Source organism: Streptomyces sp. NPDC044719 (assembly GCF_056433405.1).
On record NZ_JBWKHE010000009.1, the window covers coordinates 187995 to 205776 of the forward strand.

General features: G+C 71.9%; 15 protein-coding genes. 13 read left to right on the forward strand and 2 right to left on the reverse strand.

The features are described from left to right. Window positions 1–60: 60 nt before the first annotated feature. From AC07DF_RS32805 to AC07DF_RS32825, 5 genes are all read left to right on the forward strand, one after another. Complete coding sequence (locus AC07DF_RS32805; protein ID WP_478979671.1) at window positions 61–2058, forward strand: alpha-1,4-glucan--maltose-1-phosphate maltosyltransferase; 1998 nt, start codon at window positions 61–63, stop codon at window positions 2056–2058. Further along, a complete protein-coding gene (gene treS / locus AC07DF_RS32810) occupies window positions 2055–3773 on the forward strand; it encodes a maltose alpha-D-glucosyltransferase (RefSeq protein ID WP_478979673.1) in 1719 nt (572 codons plus the stop codon). The genes AC07DF_RS32805 and treS overlap by 4 nt, the downstream gene beginning before the upstream one ends. Window positions 3774–3801: 28 nt before the next feature. After that, on the forward strand, window positions 3802–5172 hold the full coding sequence (locus AC07DF_RS32815) for a maltokinase N-terminal cap-like domain-containing protein (protein WP_478979675.1): 1371 nt from the start codon (window positions 3802–3804) through the stop codon (window positions 5170–5172). A 3-nt stretch (window positions 5173–5175) separates the two neighbouring features. Beyond that, window positions 5176–7383 carry a 1,4-alpha-glucan branching enzyme gene (gene glgB, locus AC07DF_RS32820; RefSeq protein ID WP_478979677.1) on the forward strand — a complete coding sequence of 736 codons (2208 nt, stop codon included), beginning with the start codon at window positions 5176–5178 and terminating at the stop codon, window positions 7381–7383. Window positions 7384–7495: 112 nt separating this feature from the next. Then, complete coding sequence (locus tag AC07DF_RS32825; RefSeq protein ID WP_478979679.1) at window positions 7496–8584, forward strand: glutamate--cysteine ligase 2; 1089 nt, start codon at window positions 7496–7498, stop codon at window positions 8582–8584. 42 nt (window positions 8585–8626) lie between these two features. On the opposite strand, the gene AC07DF_RS32830 is transcribed toward AC07DF_RS32825, so the two are convergent. Continuing rightward, the gene (locus tag AC07DF_RS32830) at window positions 8627–8860 is read right to left on the reverse strand and encodes a DUF6480 family protein (RefSeq protein ID WP_478979681.1); all 234 of its coding nucleotides are present in this window, start codon (window positions 8858–8860) and stop codon (window positions 8627–8629) included. Window positions 8861–9010: 150 nt separating this feature from the next. Here AC07DF_RS32830 and AC07DF_RS32835 point away from each other — a divergent pair, with 150 nt between their 5' ends. Together AC07DF_RS32835 and AC07DF_RS32840 are read left to right on the forward strand one after the other, a co-directional pair. After that, a complete protein-coding gene (locus AC07DF_RS32835) occupies window positions 9011–10909 on the forward strand; it encodes an AMP-dependent synthetase/ligase (RefSeq protein ID WP_478979683.1) in 1899 nt (632 codons plus the stop codon). Window positions 10910–11023: 114 nt separating this feature from the next. Continuing rightward, the gene (locus AC07DF_RS32840; RefSeq protein ID WP_478979685.1) at window positions 11024–11458 is read left to right on the forward strand and encodes an ATP-binding protein; all 435 of its coding nucleotides are present in this window, start codon (window positions 11024–11026) and stop codon (window positions 11456–11458) included. 61 nt (window positions 11459–11519) lie between these two features. Here AC07DF_RS32840 and AC07DF_RS32845 read toward each other — a convergent pair whose 3' ends face one another. Then, the gene (locus tag AC07DF_RS32845) at window positions 11520–11885 is read right to left on the reverse strand and encodes a PRC-barrel domain containing protein (RefSeq protein WP_478980202.1); all 366 of its coding nucleotides are present in this window, start codon (window positions 11883–11885) and stop codon (window positions 11520–11522) included. 347 nt (window positions 11886–12232) lie between these two features. On the opposite strand from AC07DF_RS32845, the gene AC07DF_RS32850 reads away from it, so the two are divergent. From AC07DF_RS32850 to AC07DF_RS32875, 6 genes are all read left to right on the forward strand, one after another. After that, window positions 12233–12634 carry an STAS domain-containing protein gene (locus tag AC07DF_RS32850; RefSeq protein WP_382488571.1) on the forward strand — a complete coding sequence of 134 codons (402 nt, stop codon included), beginning with the start codon at window positions 12233–12235 and terminating at the stop codon, window positions 12632–12634. A gap of 264 nt (window positions 12635–12898) precedes the next feature. After that, entirely contained in the window at window positions 12899–13786 is an 888-nt protein-coding gene (locus AC07DF_RS32855; RefSeq protein WP_478979688.1) for an STAS domain-containing protein, read from the forward strand. Then, window positions 13783–14202, forward strand: coding sequence for an STAS domain-containing protein (locus tag AC07DF_RS32860; RefSeq protein ID WP_478979690.1), 420 nt, complete (start codon window positions 13783–13785; stop codon window positions 14200–14202). The genes AC07DF_RS32855 and AC07DF_RS32860 overlap by 4 nt, the downstream gene beginning before the upstream one ends. Continuing rightward, entirely contained in the window at window positions 14202–14642 is a 441-nt protein-coding gene (locus AC07DF_RS32865) for an anti-sigma regulatory factor (protein WP_478979692.1), read from the forward strand. Before AC07DF_RS32860 ends, AC07DF_RS32865 begins: the two co-directional genes overlap by 1 nt. Further along, window positions 14642–16039: a SpoIIE family protein phosphatase gene (locus AC07DF_RS32870; protein WP_478979694.1), complete on the forward strand. Its 1398-nt coding sequence runs from the start codon at window positions 14642–14644 to the stop codon at window positions 16037–16039. Before AC07DF_RS32865 ends, AC07DF_RS32870 begins: the two co-directional genes overlap by 1 nt. Next, window positions 16036–17766 carry a PP2C family protein-serine/threonine phosphatase gene (locus AC07DF_RS32875; protein WP_478979696.1) on the forward strand — a complete coding sequence of 577 codons (1731 nt, stop codon included), beginning with the start codon at window positions 16036–16038 and terminating at the stop codon, window positions 17764–17766. The genes AC07DF_RS32870 and AC07DF_RS32875 overlap by 4 nt, the downstream gene beginning before the upstream one ends. The last annotated feature ends 16 nt before the right edge of the window (window positions 17767–17782 follow it).

Below are 17782 nucleotides of genomic sequence, written 5' to 3' on the forward strand. Positions count from 1 at the left end.
TCTTGTCCCCATGAACCGGGCCCTGGGGGCCCGGTTTCGAGCACGGTGGAGGTGAGGACCATGAGTAGGACCCGGGCCATCGGCCGTATCCCGGTACGGGATGTCCGGCCGGCCGTGGAGAGCGGCAACCGGCCGGCGAAGGCGGTCGTGGGGGAGGCGTTCGAGGTCACCGCCACCGTGTTCCGGGAGGGGCACGACGCGGTGGCCGCCAATGTCGTGCTCAAGGACCCCGAGGGCCGCCCCGGGCCGTGGACGCCGATGCGGGAGCTGGCCCCGGGCAGCGACCGCTGGGGCGCCGAGGTCACCGCCGACGCGGTCGGCCGCTGGTCGTACCGGGTGCAGGCCTGGAGCGATCCGGTGGCCACCTGGCGCCGTGCGGCGGGCATCAAGGTGCCTGCCGGCATCGACCCGGGCCTGGTCCTGGAGGAGGGCGCCGAACTCTACGAGCGGGCAGCGGCCGGCGTGCCGAAGGGCGACGGCCGCGGTGTGCTGCTCGGCGCGGCGGAGACACTGCGCGACGACTCGCTCTCCCCTCTGGCGCGGCTCGCGGCCGCTCTGGCGCCGGAGGTGGAGGAGGTGCTGGCCCGGCATCCGCTGCGGGACCTGGTCACGACCTCCGAGCCGTTGCCGCTGCTGGTGGAGCGGGAGCGGGCCCTGTACGGCTCCTGGTACGAGTTCTTCCCCCGCTCCGAGGGGACCCGGCAGCAGCCGCACGGCACGTTCCGCACCGCCGCCCGCCGGCTGCCCGCGATCGCCGCCATGGGCTTCGACGTCGTCTACCTGCCCCCGATCCACCCCATCGGCACGACCTTCCGCAAGGGGAAGAACAACACCCTCTCCCCCGGCCCCGACGACGTCGGGGTGCCCTGGGCGATCGGATCCCCCGAGGGCGGCCACGACGCCGTCCACCCCGCCCTGGGCACCCTGGAGGACTTCACCTGGTTCGTCGGCCGGGCCCGCGAGCTGGGGATGGAGGTGGCGCTGGACTTCGCCCTGCAGTGCTCCCCCGACCACCCCTGGGTACAGAAGCACCCCGAGTGGTTCCACCACCGCCCCGACGGCACCATCGCCTACGCCGAGAACCCGCCCAAGAAGTACCAGGACATCTACCCCATCGCCTTCGACGCCGACATGGACGGCCTGATCGCCGAGACGGTGCGGGTGCTGCGGCACTGGATGGACTGCGGGGTGCGGATCTTCCGCGTGGACAACCCGCACACCAAGCCGGTCGTCTTCTGGGAGCGGGTGATCGCGGAGATCAACCGCACCGACCCGGATGTGATCTTCCTGGCCGAGGCGTTCACCCGCCCGGCGATGATGGCCACCCTGGCCCAGATCGGCTTCCAGCAGTCCTACACCTACTTCACCTGGCGCAACACCAAGCAGGAGCTGACCGACTACCTCACCGAGCTGTCCGGGGAGGCCGCGTCCTATATGCGGCCGAACTTCTTCGCCAACACCCCCGACATCCTGCACGCCTACCTCCAGCACGGCGGCCGGCCCGCCTTCGAGGTCCGGGCCGTCCTGGCCGCGACCCTCTCGCCGACCTGGGGCATCTACTCCGGCTACGAACTGTGCGAGAACACCCCCCTCAGAGAGGGCAGCGAGGAGTACCTGAACTCGGAGAAGTACCAGCTCACCCACCGCGACTGGGACGCCGCCGAACGCGAGGGGCGCACCATCACCCGGCTGCTGACCAGGCTCAACACCATCCGCCGGGAACACCCGGCACTGCGCCGGCTCAGGAATCTCCGCTTCCACCACACCGACAACGACTCCCTCATCGCGTACAGCAAGCGCACGGGGGACGACGTCGTCCTGGTGGTCGCCAACCTCGACCCCCACCACGCCCAGGAGGCGACCGTCTCTTTGGACATGCCGCAACTCGGCCTGGACTGGCACGAGTCGGTGCCGGTGCGCGACGAGCTCACGGGCGAGACCTATCACTGGAGCCGGAACAACTACGTGCGTCTCGAGCCGGGGCGGGCTCCCGCGCACGTCTTCCACGTCCTGTCACCGCCCGCCGCGCAAGCGATCGGAGGGACAGGAACGTCATGACCGTGAACGAGCCCGTGCTGGACACCTTCGAGGACACTCCCGTCAGGGACCGCGACCCGGAGTGGTTCAAGCGCGCCGTCTTCTACGAGGTGCTCGTCCGCTCGTTCCAGGACAGCAACGGCGACGGTGTCGGTGACCTGAAGGGCCTGACCGCCAAGCTCGACTACCTTCAGTGGCTCGGCGTCGACTGCCTGTGGCTGCCGCCGTTCTTCAAGTCGCCCCTGCGCGACGGCGGCTACGACGTCTCCGACTACACGGCCGTGCTGCCGGAGTTCGGTGACCTCGCCGACTTCGTGGAGTTCGTCGACGCGGCCCACCAGCGCGGCATGCGCGTGATCATCGACTTCGTCATGAACCACACCAGCGACGAGCACGCGTGGTTCCAGGAGTCGCGCAAGGACCCCGAGGGGCCCTACGGCGACTACTACGTGTGGGCCGACGACGACAAGGGCTACCCGGACGCCCGGATCATCTTCGTCGACACGGAGACATCGAACTGGACGTACGACCCCGTACGTGGCCAGTACTTCTTCCACCGCTTCTTCTCGCACCAGCCGGACCTCAACTACGAGAACCCGCGCGTCCAGGAGGAGATCCTGGCCGCGCTGAAGTTCTGGCTGGACCTGGGCATCGACGGCTTCCGGCTGGACGCGGTGCCCTACCTGTACGCGGCCGAGGACACCAACTGCGAGAACCTCCCGCAGACGCACGACTTCCTGAAGCGGGTGCGCAAGGAGATCGACGCGCAGTACCCGGACACGGTGCTGCTCGCCGAGGCCAACCAGTGGCCCGAGGACGTCGTCGACTACTTCGGCGACTACCCCAGCGGCGGCGACGAGTGCCACATGGCCTTCCACTTCCCGGTCATGCCCCGCATCTTCATGGCCGTACGGCGCGAGTCGCGCTACCCGGTCTCGGAAATCCTGGCCAAGACCCCGGCCATCCCCTCGGGCTGCCAGTGGGGGATGTTCCTGCGCAACCACGACGAGCTCACGCTCGAGATGGTCACCGACGAAGAGCGCGACTACATGTGGGCCGAGTACGCCAAGGACCCCCGCATGCGCGCCAACATCGGCATCCGGCGCCGGCTCGCCCCGCTGCTCGACAACGACCGGCACACCATCGAGCTGTTCACCGCTCTGCTGCTGGCCCTGCCCGGCTCGCCGATCCTCTACTACGGCGACGAGATCGGCATGGGCGACAACATCTGGCTCGGCGACCGCGACGCCGTCCGGACCCCCATGCAGTGGACCCCGGACCGCAATGCCGGGTTCTCCACCTGCGACCCGGGCCGCCTCTTCCTGCCGGCGATCATGGACCCGGTCTACGGCCACCAGGTGACCAATGTCGAGGCCTCCATGTCCTCGCCGTCGTCACTGCTGCACTGGACCCACCGCATGATCGAGATCCGCAAGCAGAACCCCGCCTTCGGGCTCGGCACGTACACCGAACTGCCCTCCTCCAACCCCGCGGTGCTGGCCTTCCTCAGGGAGTACGAGGACGACCTGGTGCTGTGCGTGAACAACTTCGCGCGGTTCGCCCAGCCCACCGAACTCGATCTGCGCGAGTTCGCCGGACGCCATCCGGTGGAGCTGTTCGGCGGGGTGCGCTTCCCGGCCATCGGCGAGCTGCCGTATCTGCTGACCCTCGGCGGTCACGGCTTCTACTGGTTCCGGCTCACCCGAGTCGCATCCCGCATCGGCCGGCGACTGTGAGCACGCGCCGGGACAAGGAGGCGTGACCATGCCGAAGACCGCATCCCTGCGCCCGAGCCTCACGCGCCTGGCCGAGCCCATGGAGTCGCTCGGCGCTCTGCTGCGCGACTGGCTGCCCCGCCAGCGCTGGTTCGCGGGCAAGGACCGGCCCGTCACGGAGCTCGGCCTGCTGTCGATGACCGAGCTGTTCCCGGGCTGTCTGCACCTGCTGGTCCACGCCGGGCACGCCGGGCACACGGGCGTGCCGTCGCCGGGCGGTGCTCCCCCGGCCGGCGACTGCTACCAGCTCCTGCTGGGCGTACGGGAACACCCGTCACCGCGCCTGGGCCGGGCGCTCATCGGACAGGTGCAGGACGGGCCGCTGGCCGGTCTGACGGTCTACGACGCGCTGCACGATCCCCGTTCGGCCCAGCTGCTCCTGGACCGGCTGCGACAGCCCGGCACCGCCGGCCCGCTGCGCTTCGACCGCGACCCGGACCAGGAGGTGCCCGCCGGGCTGGTGCCGCGGCTGCTCGACGCCGAGCAGTCCAACTCCTCGCTGGTGTACGGCGACGAGTACATCCTGAAGATCTTCCGGCGCATCCAGCCGGGCGTGAACCCGGACCTGGAGGTGCCCGGGGCGCTGGCCCGCCAGGGCTGCCACCGCGTCCCCGCGCCCGTGGCCTGGTTCCAGATGAACCATCCCTTCAAGGCCACACTCGGTGTGCTCCAGCCGTATCTGCGGGACGCCTCCGACGGCTGGACGCTGGCGCTGCACGCCCTGGCCGCCGGGGACGACTTCACGGTCCAGGCGCGGGCGCTCGGCGCGGCCACGGCGGATGTGCACCTCGCGCTGGCCTCGGCCTTCCCGGTCGGGGCGCCCGGGGAGAACGGGCGTACGGCGACGGCGATGACCGAGCGGCTGGACGCCGCGGCGCACTGCGTGCCCGCGCTGCGGCCGTTCGTGCCGGGCCTGCGGACCGCGTTCGCCGCCCTCACCACCTGCGACGCCGGGCCGCCAGCCCAGCGCATCCACGGCGATCTGCATCTGGGCCAGGTGCTGCGGGCCGGGCGGGAGTGGTTCGTCATCGACTTCGAGGGCGAACCGTCCCGGCCGCTCTCCGAACGGCGCAGCGCCCACTCCCCCGTGCGGGACATCGCCGGGATGCTGCGCTCCTTCGACTACGCCGCCCGGCAGCGCCGCCCCTGGCGCCCGGAGTGGGCGCGCCGCTGCCGCGAGGCCTACTGCGCGGGCTACGCCGCCCGCGCCGGCTGGGACCCGCGCAAGAAACACGGACTGCTCCGCGCCTACGAGACGGACCGGGCCGTGTACGAGGTGCTGTACGAGGCACGGCACCGCCCCGACTGGCTGCCTGTACCGATGGCGGCGATCGAGCGCCTCGCTGTGAGAGGAGACTGAGCCGTGGCCCTGCGAGACACCTCAATCCCGGAGCCGTCCGGCCCGGTCCCGAGCGCGACCGCGCCCCCGCTGAGCCCGGAGGACCGCGGGCGTCTGCTGGCGGGCGCCCACCACGATCCGCACGCGCTGCTCGGCGCCCATCCGGTCCCCGGCGGGATCGTGTTCCGGGCGCTGCGCCCCTTCGCCCGCTCCGTGAGCGTCGTGGTCGACGGCCGGCGTACGGCCCTTGTCTCGGAAGGCGGCGGCCTCTTCTCGGGCGTGCTGCCACTGGAGGCGATCCCCGCGTACACGCTGCAGGTGGCGTACGAGGGCGGCGAGCAGGAGACGCACGACCCGTACCGCTTCCTGCCCGCGCTCGGCGAGCTCGACCTGCACCTGATCCGCGAGGGCCGGCACGAACAGCTGTGGCAGGCGCTCGGCGCGCAGCCCATGACCCACGAGGGCGTGACCGGCACCCGGTTCACGGTGTGGGCGCCGAACGCGCAGGGCGTGCGGGTCGCCACGGACTTCACCCACTGGGACGGGACGCAGTTCCCGATGCGGTCGCTGGGCGCGTCCGGGGTGTGGGAGCTGTTCCTGCCGGGCGTCGGCGAGGGCACCGCGTACAAGTTCGAGATCCACTCCCGGTACGGGCACCGCTTCCTCAAGGCGGACCCGATGGCCCGCCGTGCCGAGGAACCGCCCAACACGGCGTCGATCGTGACGGCCTCGCACCATGAGTGGGCCGACGCCGAGTGGATGGCCCACCGTGCCGACACGCCGGTGCACGAGGCGCCGATGTCGGTGTACGAGGTGCATCTGCCGTCCTGGCGCCCGGGGCTGACCTACCGGCAGCTCGCCGAGGAGCTGCCCGCGTACGTCAAGGACCTCGGCTTCACGCACCTCGAGCTGATGCCGGTCGCCGAGCACCCCTTCCACGGGTCGTGGGGCTACCAGGTCACCGGCTTCTACGCGCCGACGGCCCGGCTGGGCTCCCCGGACGACTTCCGGTTCTTCGTCGACGCCTGCCACCGGGCCGGCATCGGCGTGATCATGGACTGGGTGCCGGCGCACTTCCCGAAGGACGACTGGGCGCTGGCCCGGTTCGACGGGGACCCGCTGTACGAGCCCGGGGACGGGCGGCGTGCCGAGCACCCGGACTGGGGCACCTACGAGTTCGACTTCGGCCGCACCGAGGTGCGCAACTTCCTCGTGGCGAACGCGGTGTACTGGTGCGAGGAGTTCCACATCGACGGCCTCCGCGTGGACGCGGTGGCCTCGATGCTCTATCTGGACTACTCGCGTGAGGACGGCCAGTGGGAGCCCAACGCCTACGGCGGCCGGGAGGACCTGGCGGCCATGGCGTTCCTGCAGGAGATGAACGCGACCGTGTACCGGCGCGCTCCCGGCGTGGTGACGATCGCGGAGGAGTCCACCGCCTGGGGCGGCGTGACCCGGCCGACCGACACGGGCGGGCTCGGGTTCGGGCTGAAGTGGAACATGGGCTGGATGCACGACTCGCTGGAGTACCTGAGCCACGAGCCGGTGCACCGCAAGTACCACCACCACGAGATGACGTTCTCGATGGTGTACGCGTACAGCGAGAACTACGTCCTGCCGATCTCCCACGACGAGGTGGTGCACGGCAAGCAGGCGCTGGTGTCGAAGGCGCCGGGCGACTGGTGGCAGCGGCGTGCCACCACCCGCGCCTACCTCGGCTTCATGTGGGGCCACCCCGGCAAGCAGCTGCTGTTCATGGGGCAGGAGTTCGCGCAGGGGGCCGAGTGGTCGGTGGAGCACGGGCCGGAATGGTGGCTGCTCGACGACGGCTACCACTCGGCGGGTGACCACCGGGGCGTGCGTGATCTGGTCCGCGACCTGAACACGGCGTACCGGGCGACGCCGGCGCTGTGGCAGTGCGACACCCGTCCCGAGGGCTTCCGGTGGGTGGCGGTGGACTCGGCCGACGACAACGTCTTCGCGTTCCTCCGGTACGACGCCGAGGGCAGTCCGCTGCTGGCGGTGTCGAACTTCTCCCCCGTCGTCCGGCACGACTACGGCCTCTGGGTCCCGGCGGACGTCGTCGCCTGGCAGGAGATCCTCAACACCGACGACACGCGCTACGGCGGCAGCGGCGTCACCAACCCGGACCCGGCCAAACCGGAGGACGGATGTGTCCGGATCACGCTGCCGCCGCTGGCCACCGTGTGGCTGACGCCGTTCGCTCCGTGAAGTCCCAGGGGCGCACCAGGTGTCCGACCCGCCCGTGAGGGGCACTGGGGGTCGTACCAACGGGAGAACCCGGTGGTACGACGCGGCAGGGTCACAGAAGGGCGGGCATCAGGTGCGCACCGTCGGAGTGGAGGAGGAGCTCCTCCTGGTCGATCCGGAGACCGGCGAGCCGCGGGCGCTGTCCGCGGCGGTGCTCGCCCGGGCCGCGCAGGACGACGCGGATCAGGACGTCTTCGAGAAGGAACTCCACGAGCAGATGCTGGAGTTCGCCACGCATCCGCAGTCGTCCATGGAGAGCCTGCGCGCGGAGATCGTCCGCTGCCGCAAGGAGGCCGCACGGCACGCCGGTGAGATCGGCTGCACGGTGGCGGCGCTCGCCACGTCCCCGCTTCCGGTCAGCCCCGCCGTCAGCATCAACCGTCGCTACCAGTGGATGGCGGAGCAGTACGGCATCGCCACCCGGGAGCAGCTCGTCCTGGGCTGCCATGTGCACGTGGCCGTGGAGTCCGACGAGGAGGGTGTCGCGGTCGTCGACCGGGTGCGGCCCTGGCTGCAGGTGCTGCTGGCGCTCAGCGCGAACTCGCCCTTCTGGCAGGGACACGACTCGGGGTACAGCAGCTACCGCAGCCGGGTGTGGCAGCGCTGGCCGTCGGCCGGCCCGACCGAGATCTTCGGCTCGGCCGAGCGGTACCACCGGCTGGTGGCGGAGATGGTGGCCACCGGGACCATCCTCGACGACGGGATGATCTACTTCGACGCGCGGCTGTCCCGGCAGTATCCGACGGTGGAGGTCCGGGTCTCGGACGTCTGCCTGCACTCGGGCACGGCCGCGCTCGTCGCCACCCTGGTCCGCGGACTCGTCGAGACCGCTGCACGCGCGTGGCGGGCGGGCGAGGAGCCCCTCGGCCACAGCGTCAGCCTGTTGCGGCTCGCCCACTGGCAGGCCGCCCGGTCCGGTCTGGCGGGCGAGCTGCTGCACCCCGCGACCATGCGGCGCCTGCCCGCCGAGGCAGTCGTCCGTGCCCTGCTGGACCATGTCGGTGAGGCCCTCGAGGACACCGATGACTTCGAGCGGGCCCGGGCCGCCTGCGAGGAACTGCTGCGGGAGGGCAACGGCGCACAGGTGCAGCGCGAGCTGATGGAGCGCACGGGCAGCCTGCGGGACGTCGTCACCGAGTGCGTGCGCCACACACAGGCGTGAGGCGTCCCGCCTTGGTCGATACGGGCGGGCAGCGCCGGGTGTTCAGAGGATCAGGACGAGGGCGTAGGCCAGGAAGAACGCCGCGATCAGCACCACGAGGACGATGATCAGGGTCATGGGTGCCTTGGCCCAGCCTTTGGTCGGGTTGTGCGTCTCCCGGGGGCCCGCCTCGGGCAGGCTGCTCTCCGCGGGCGGGGTCTCGCCCGGCGGTACTCCGCCGCCGGGTTCCAGGCCGGGGGTGCGTTCGGGTTCGGGATCGGGACTGATGTGAGTCATGCCTCCCGGGTCCCCCGATCACGCCGAGATCATCAGCGGTGCCACTTCCGTATTTCCCGACCCCGAAGGGTCCCGACTCGACTACATTCGAGCACCGCCGATGACGGTACCCGTCGGCAATGTCACACCCCGTACACGTCAGGAGCATGCATGCGCGACACGGCCCTGGCTCCACCGGCCTTTTCGCCCCTGACCGGCGGGCTCGCCGACAGCGTCTTCGAGACGGCGGACCACGAGCCCACCCGGCCGATGCTCGCCCGCCGCACCGACCCCGCCTCCGCCGTGTGGGAGGAGGTGACGGCGATCGAGCTGCGCGACGAAGTGGTGGACGTGGCCAAGGGTTTGATCGCGTCCGGGATCGCGCCGGGCCACCGCGTGGCGATCATGGCGCGCACCCGGTACGAGTGGACCGTTCTGTGCTACGCGCTGTGGGCCGTGGGCGCCGAGGTCGTCCCGGTCTACCCGTCGTCGTCGCGCGACCAGGTGGAGTGGATCCTGCGGGACTCCGGCTGTGTGGCCGTGGTGGTCGAGGACGAGCAGGGCGTCATGACCGTCGGCTCGGTGTGCGCGGCGCTGCCGCTGCTGAGCCACGTCTGGCAGCTGGACGCGGGCGCGCTGGAGGAGCTGACGGTGCGCGGGAAGTCGGTGCCGCTCGCCACGGTCGACTCGATGCGCCGCATCGTGCTGCCGGACTCCACGGCCGTCATCGCCTACACCTCCGGCACGACCGGCCACGCCCTGGGCTGCGCCCTCAGCCATCGCAACCTGGCCGGGCCCTGCGACACGTTGCTGACCGGATGGGGCCGGACGGCGGCACCGCGCGGCGAGCAGGGCTCCGTGCTGGCCTTTTTGCCCTTCTCCCATGTGTACGGGCTCATGATCCAGGGCCTGTGCGTGCGCGGCGGCCTGCTGATGGGGCACCAGGCCGACCTCGGCGGGGAGGCGCTGTTCGCGGCGCTGCGCTCCTTCCGTCCCACGTACTTCTACGCGGTCCCGTCGGTCTTCGAGAAGATCTACAAGAACTTCCTGCGCACGGCGCAGCAGGGGGGCCACGGCGGGCTGTTCGAGCGGGCCGCCGAGACGGCGCGGGACTTCGCCGCGGCCCTCGAACGCCAGCGGCTGGGCCGGGGCCGCGGACCCGGTTTCGATCTGCGGCTCCAGCACGCCCTCTACGACCGCACGGTGTACCGCAGGCTGCGAGCCGCTCTGGGCGGCCGGGTACGGCGGGCGACCTCCGGCGGCTCTCCCCTCAGCCGCGACCTGTCCCTCTTCTACGAGGGCATCGGCATCTATGTGAACGACGGCTACGGCCTGACGGAGACCAGTGGCGGGGTGACGATGCAGCCGCTGGGCCGGGAGAAGTCCGGGACCGTCGGGCAGGCGCTGCCGGGCACGGAGATCCAGGTGGCCGACGACGGGGAGATCCTGGTGCGCGGCCCGTCGGTGTTCCAGGGGTACGTCGGTGACGACGCCGGCACCCGGGCCGCGCTGCGCGGCGGCTGGCTGGCCACCGGTGACCTCGGGCGACTGGACTCGGAGGGCTATCTGACGATCACCGGGCGCAAGAAGGACATCATCGTCACGAGCAGCGGCAAGAGCGTCGCCCCGGCTTCCCTGGAACAGCGGCTGCGGATGCATCCGCTCATCCATCAGGCGGTGGTGGTGGGCGACAACCGGCCCTGTGTCGGCGCCCTGATCACGCTGGATCCGGAGTTTCTGGCGCACTGGCGGGCGGCGCTGGCGTTGCAGGGCGAGATGCGGGAGGCGCGGGAGGAGAACGCGCTGCGGGAGGAGGTCGCGCGGGCCGTGGCCGCGGCCAACAGTGCCGTGTCGCGGTCGGAGTCGATCCGGGTGTTCCGGGTGCTGCCGGAGCCGTTCGACGTGACCAACGGGCTGCTGACGCCGTCGATGAAGCTGCGCCGGGACGAGATCGTGCGGCACTACGCGGCCGAGATCGACGCGATGTACGAGTCGCGCAGGCGTCCCGGGCGGCCGAGCACCCCGGAGGATCCGTCGCACTGGGACGACTCGGACAACGTGTTCCGCTGAACGCGGACCGGACGCGTACTCCGCGCTCGCACGGGAACACGACAGTGGCGACGCAAGAGAAAGGACGACAGCCCTGACGACAGCCCTTGCTGACGACCGGGCCGGAAAGGCGATATGTCAACCGAGCCGCGTGGGGACGACGCACTGACCTCCGAGGACATCCCGAGCCGCACGAACAGCTTCGTGGGCGAGCCGCACGACGTGACCGGAGCGCGGCTGGCCGCGGAGGGGTTCTTGCGTGACCTGGCGCGATCCTCGCCGCCCTCCGCCCCCGAGTACTGGGACGACATCCTGCTGGTGGTGACGGAACTGGCCGCCAACGCGGTCCAGTACGCCCCGGGTCCGTTCGCGCTGCGGATGCGCCGGACCTTCGACGGGGTACACGTGGTGCTGCACGACACCAGCAGCACGGAGCCCGCTCCGCGGCCCTTCGATCCGCGCAGCGGTGGCGGCGGTATCGGCTGGCATCTGATCCACACCTTGTGCGACCAGGTCAGCGTGGTGGCCGACGACCGCGGCAAGGACGTGCACGTGTTCCTGCCCTGGTGAGCCGCCCTGAGAAGCCGGGAGCGTCACGGGCGCGGTACGCCCGTGACCGGCTCGGACCGGCTCAGATCGAAGTCGTCTCGCGTGGCGGCAGCCGGTCGTAGTAGTCGCCCACGGCCGTCAGGTACTTCCGGTCCCTGGTCTCGCTGTCCGTCTGGAAGCGGGGGGCCGCCTTCGTGTCGCCCCTGGTGCAGGCCAGTGTGATCTTCCGCGCCTGTGTGTCGATGCCGATGACGACTCCGGCCGGAACCAGCACGCTGCGGCCGAAGACCCAGACTCCGGTGTCGACGACCAGGTGCCGCATGCCGTGCGGAGCGGCCTCGCGGTCCAGGTGCCCGATCGTGCCGTCGGTCGCGGCGACGGTGAACCCGGTCAGGTCCTGCCCTTCGACGTGACCGCTGTCCGGCGCGTACGACCAGATTCTGTCGATGGCCACGCTGCTCCATCCTCCCTCGCGGTGTGCGGATAGCGGATTCCTGGCGGACGGTCCCGCCCACCCGGCTCCACAGCAGCAACTACCCTCCTGCCGCAAGCGCATTCGGCGCACACCCCTGCCACCGTACGACGCGGAGCGGCAGGTCTCGCAGAGGTTCGGGGCAGAGTGAATGGAGGGCGGATTTCGGGGTAATCGCGGGGCGCGGTGAAAACGGAGCCCGGTGGCGAAGGGAGGCACATGAGACACGGCATCCGAGCCCGTCCCACGACCGGCGTCGCCCCGTACCGCGGTCACCCCTGAGAGGTGACCAGACCAGGCCGTAGCACTTGTTGGAGGTACCCGTGCCCCTCGCCCAGAACCCGCTGTCCGTGGAAGTCGAGCTGCCCCGGGAGGACGTGGCCCTGATCACGGTCGACGGCTACCTGGACGTCGACACCGCGACCGAGTTCCAGGCACATCTGGCCAACCAACTCCACCACGGCCGACGGCACTTCCTGCTCGACCTGTCGTCCGTCCCCTTCATGGACTCGTCGGGGATGAACATCATCCTCCGGGTGTACCAGGAGACCCGTAAGACCGCCGGCAGTGTGCACGTCATCAGCCCGACGTCCGCCGTACGACGCATCCTCGACCTGACGGGCGTCAGCATCACGGTGCCGATATCGGAGAGCGTGGACGAGGCCCTGGCCCGTGCCGACGACGTACCGGACACCCCCGAGGAGCCGGGGGAAGCGGGCGCCTGACGACCGATCGCCCTCGGGCGGGGCCGCCGTCCGGACCGGCGGCCCGGTGCCCTCGCTCCGCGCTGCCCGTGCGGCGGACCGCCCTGCGCGCCACGGCCGCCGGCGGTGGCCAACCGCCGTTCCCCGGAACCGGATCACTTGCGCCGGATCAGGTGTCGTACGAGGTCGGGGCATGGTTAGAGTTGTCGCCCGGCAAGTGTCACCACGCCGTTCTCGTTTCCGAAGCGGGCTCGGTCGACGCAACGCGGATGAGGAGAGAAGCAGGTGCCGGAGCACGAAGCGGACGGACAGCTCGCCACGCCCACACACGAGGTCAGGGACTTCCTGCACCGCCGGCGGGAACAGATCGCCCAGCGGTGGGCGGACGAGCCCCTGTTCCGCACCGTGTTCACCGTCTCGCGCGACGAGGCGGTGGAGGCGGGCAAGGTGGTCGTGGACGCGCTGGCCCAGGTGGCCGACTCGGACCAGGTGGAGGACCCGGACTCCGCGGGGTTCAGCGGGGTGCGCGAGCAGCTGGCCCGGATGGGCGTGGCCCGCTCCCGCGCCGGGCTGTCCAACACCCAGGTGTCCAGCGAGCTGGCCGCCCTGCGGCCGCCGGTCGAGAACCTGCTGGCCGCCGATCTGGAGCAAGCGCCGCCCGAGCACCTGCGGGCGTGTTCGACCGCGCTGACCGTGCTGATGGGCACCCTGCGCCTGGTGGCCATGCAGACGGCGCTGAGCGAGTGGCAGGCGCTCAGCGACCGGCAGCGGCTGCAGCTGATGGAGGTGGCCACGCCCGTCATCCGGCTGTGGGACGGCGTCGTGGCCGTGCCGCTCATCGGGACGCTCGACAGCGCCCGAAGCCAGATCGTGATGGAGACGCTGCTGAACGCGGTCGTCGACCAGCACGCCAGGTTCGCGATCCTCGACATCACCGGTGTGCCCACGGTCGACTCGCTGGTGGCGCAGCACCTGATGAAAACGGTCGCCGCGGCGCGGCTGATGGGCGCCCAGTGCATCGTCTCCGGCATCCGTCCCGCCATCGCGCAGACCATCGTCCACCTCGGTCTGGATCTGGACGTGATCACCCGCGCGAACCTCGCCGACGCGCTGGGGTACGCGCTGCACGAGCTCGGTGCGGACATCGTGAACGCGGGTGCGGGACAGCGGTGAGCGACGCCTACCTCCGTCCCGTCCCGGGCCATGTGCCGGTCCTGCGGCTCAGCGACGTCCTCCTGGTCACGCTCCAGGGGGACCTGCACGACAGCACGGCGCAGCAGCTCCAGCAGGACCTCGCGGAGACGATCTCCCGTACCGGGGTGCGCGGTGTGCTCATCGACATCTCCGGCGTGGAGATCGTCGACTCCTTCCTCGGCCGGGTGCTGGCCGAGATCGCCGCGCAGGCCAAGCTGCTGGCCGCGCGGACCGTGGTGGCCGGCATGCGCCCGGCGGTCGCCATCACCCTGGTGGAACTGGGGCTGACGCTGCCGGGGCTGCGCACCGCGCTCAGCACCGAGGCGGGCATGGAGCTCCTCGCGCAGCAGACCCCGGTGACTCGTCCCGGCGGCCCGCGTCAGGAGAGTTTGTGATGCACACTGCCGCGGGCGTGGAGGCCTGCCTGCCCATCCGGTCGGACATGGACCTGGTGTGGGTGCGGCAGCACGTACGGCAGGCCGCGGCCGGGCTCGGCTTCGGCCTGGTGGCACAGACCAAACTGGTCACCGCCGCCAGTGAGCTGGCCCGCAACACCCTCGTGCACGGCGGTGGCGGGCACATGAACGTGACGCGGGTCAGCAGCGCGGGTGCGCAGGGCCTGCGGCTGGCCTTCACCGACGAGGGGCCGGGCATCGCCGACCTGGACCGGGCGCTCAGCGACGGCTACACCTCCGGCGGCGGGCTGGGGATGGGGCTGAGCGGCGCGCGGCGCCTGGTGCACGACTTCCACATCGACAGCACGCCGGGCGACGGCACCACCGTGCGGGTGACCTGCTGGGTCGCCCAGCCGCCCCGTCCGCGCGAGGAGGCCTGATGCCGCGCGTGTGGGACGTCCCGGTGCGCGACTCGACGCGGGTGCGCGACGCGCGGGTCGCCGCGGAGGACGCGGCCGCGATGGCCGGTCTCGACGAGCGGCGCACCGCGGCCGCCGCGCTGGTCGCGACCGAGCTCGCCACGAATCTGCTCAAGCACGCCGAGGGTGGTCAGGTGCTCATCGAGGTCGTGGCGCCGCCCGTGCTGCGGGAGGGTCGTGAGGAGTCCCGGGTCGTGCAGATCGCCGCGATCGACCACGGCCCGGGCATTGCCGACGTGCCCGCGGCGCTGCGCGACGGTTTCTCCACGACGCGCTCGCTCGGCGCGGGCCTCGGCACATGTCTGCGTCTCGCCGACGACTTCGGTCTGCACAGCACCCCGGGCCGCGGCACGGTCGCGGTGGCCCGGGTGGGCGTCACGCCCCGCGGCGACGGCACACCCGCCGGGCCGGCCGTCCGGGTGTGGGCCGACGGGGCCTCGGGGAGCTGGGGCGGCCCGCCCGGGCCCGGCACGCCGGGCGGTGCCGTCCCGGGGTGGTCCGGCGGCGGGGTTTCCAGCGGCGGGCCGTGGCCGTCGGGCGTGCCGGAAGCTGTCCCGGGGGATGACCGGCCAGTGGTCGGAGCCCTGGCGTGCGGCGGCCTGACGGGGCACGCGGCGACGGCCGGCGGCGCCCTCGGGAGCGAAGCCGGGAACGAACCCGAGCACGGTCCCTGGTCCCGGCCGGTCCCCGGTGTGCCGGGGGGTGACGTGCGTCCCGGCCGCTCGGACGACAGCCCGGCGCCGGTCGCCGGTGTGCGGGCCGGCGGCGTGAACATCCCCTACGCCGGTGCCGAGTGCTCGGGCGACGCCTGGGCCTGGGTGCGGGCCGGGGAGCGGGTGACGCTGATGCTGGCGGACGGTCTGGGACACGGTCCGGAGGCCGCTCGTGCCTCGTCCGCCGCGGTCGGGGCGCTGCACCGCTGGTCCCACCTCTCCCCCGCCGACGCGCTGCGGCGGCTGCACGACGTGCTGAAGGGCACCCGGGGCGCCGCCGTCGCCGTGGCCCAGCTCGACCTGCGGGTGCGACGGCTGCGGTTCGCCGGCATCGGGAACGTGGGGGCGCGGCTGCGCACGGACGGCACCTGGCGCCATCTGCTGTCGCGGCCCGGCATCGTCGGGGTCCACCGGCCCGGCACCCTCCGCGAGGAGGAAGCCGACTGGGCGGACGACCGGCTGCTGATCCTGCACACCGACGGCCTGCCCAGCCGGTGGACGCCGCCGGCCGACCCCGGTCTGCCCGCGGCCGACCCGGCCGTGACGGCCGCCGTGACGATACGTGACGCGAGCAGTCCCGCCCGGCCGGTGCGGGACGACACCGCCGTGGCCGTGCTGACTCCGACCCCGCCGGAACTCCCATGATGCGCACTTGGCAGATCACCACCGTCACCGACGCGGCACGCGCCCGCATCGCTCTCGCGCGCCTGGCCGCCGCGTACGGGGTGTCCACCGTCGAACGGACGAGGCTGGCCACCGCCCTCAGCGCCCAGCTGCGCCAGTGCCTCACCAAGGGCGGCACCTGGCTGCTCACCATGGACCTGGCCGGTTCCCCCACCGAGGAGGGGCTGCTGCACGCCGTGGTGACACCGTCGCCGGACGCGTCCGCAGCGGCCGGGGAGCCACCGTGGGAGGTCACGGTCCCCTGCCCCGAGACGGCCCGGGCAGGGGACAGCGGCACGGTCGAGGACGACCCGGCGGCTCTCGCGGAGGCGCTGCTCGGCGCCGACGAGGACACGGCCGTGGTGCTGGACAAGCTCACCGAGCAGGAGGACCTGGTCTCCTTCCACCGGGAGGAGCTGCACCAGACGAACCAGGGGGTCCTGGCGCTGCACGCGGAGCTGGACGCGGCCGGGCGGGCCCAGCGCGAGGCGTTCGCCGCCGAGCGCAGCGCACGCAATGAGGCCGAGAGCGCCCGCCGCAGGCTGACCTTCCTCGCGGACGCGAGTGCCGTGCTGACGGCGTCGCTCAATCACGAGGAGATCGTGCGCCGGCTGCCTGACCTGCTGGTGCCGGAGTACGCGCGCAGCGTCGACATCTGGCTGTTCGACCACGAGGACGACCGGCACGGGTCGGCGCCGCATCCGGCAGCCGCCGTGGTCGCGGCCCGGACCGGCCGGCCCCAGTACGCCGCCGACCATCCGGGAGGCCTGCCCGGCGTGGAGGACCAGCCGCCGTCGGCGCTGGATCCCGGGACGCCGCTGCTGTGTGTCCCGCTGCCGACGCGGCGGGCGCCGCTGGGAGTCCTGACCCTGTCGCCGCCCGGTGCGCGCTGGGACCCGGACGACGCGGTGATGCTGATCGAGCTGACCCGGCGGGCCAGCATCGCGATCGACAACGCCCGGCGCTTCGAGCACAACCGCGACATCGCCGAGACGCTGCAGCGCGCCCTGCTGACGGAGCTGCCGACGACGCCGGGCCTCAGCCTGGCCGCGCGGTATCTGCCCGCCACGCACGGGATGAACATCGGCGGTGACTGGTACGACGCGTTCCGTCAGCGGGACGGCGGTCTCATCACCGTCATCGGCGATGTGACCGGGCACGGGCTGCACGCGGCCGTCATGATGAGCCAGCTGCGCACCGCGCTGCGGGCGTACGCCGTCGACGGCGACAGCCCGGGCCGGCTGTTGACCCGGCTGCACCGGTTCCTGCACCATCTGCAGCCCGATCTGTACGCCACGGCCGTCATCGCGCGCTTCCACCCGGACGAGCCCACCCTGACCTGGGCCGCCGCGGGGCATCCGCCGCCGGTGCTGCGGCTGCCCGACGGGACCGTGCGCACGCTCGACGCCAAACCCGGCGCCATGCTCGGCATCCCGCTCACCCAGGAGATCGCCGACCACACGGAGCATGTGGAGCCCGGCTCGACGCTCGCGCTGTACACGGACGGGCTGGTCGAGCGGCGCGCGCAGGGCATAGACCCGGGTATCGAAAGGCTGGCCGCTGCGCTCGGCGGCTTCCGTTCCGCGGAACTGGACGCGGATCTGGAGGGCTCGGCGGACCGGCTCCTGCCTCCGCTGCTGAGCGATTCCGAGCGCGACGACGACGTGTGTCTGTTGCTGTGTCACCTCCGCGGGGACGCCGCGTCCTGACGGCAGGTCCGGCCGG

Coding starts and splice junctions, on each gene's coding strand:
- AC07DF_RS32835 (WP_478979683.1), top strand. CDS start 9,011: ATGCGCGACACGGCCCTGGCTCCACCGGCCTTTTCGCCCCTGACCGGC.
- AC07DF_RS32875 (WP_478979696.1), top strand. CDS start 16,036: ATGATGCGCACTTGGCAGATCACCACCGTCACCGACGCGGCACGCGCC.
- AC07DF_RS32815 (WP_478979675.1), top strand. CDS start 3,802: ATGCCGAAGACCGCATCCCTGCGCCCGAGCCTCACGCGCCTGGCCGAG.
- treS (WP_478979673.1), top strand. CDS start 2,055: ATGACCGTGAACGAGCCCGTGCTGGACACCTTCGAGGACACTCCCGTC.
- AC07DF_RS32840 (WP_478979685.1), top strand. CDS start 11,024: ATGTCAACCGAGCCGCGTGGGGACGACGCACTGACCTCCGAGGACATC.
- AC07DF_RS32865 (WP_478979692.1), top strand. CDS start 14,202: ATGCACACTGCCGCGGGCGTGGAGGCCTGCCTGCCCATCCGGTCGGAC.
- AC07DF_RS32830 (WP_478979681.1), bottom strand. CDS start 8,860: ATGACTCACATCAGTCCCGATCCCGAACCCGAACGCACCCCCGGCCTG.
- AC07DF_RS32870 (WP_478979694.1), top strand. CDS start 14,642: ATGCCGCGCGTGTGGGACGTCCCGGTGCGCGACTCGACGCGGGTGCGC.
- AC07DF_RS32805 (WP_478979671.1), top strand. CDS start 61: ATGAGTAGGACCCGGGCCATCGGCCGTATCCCGGTACGGGATGTCCGG.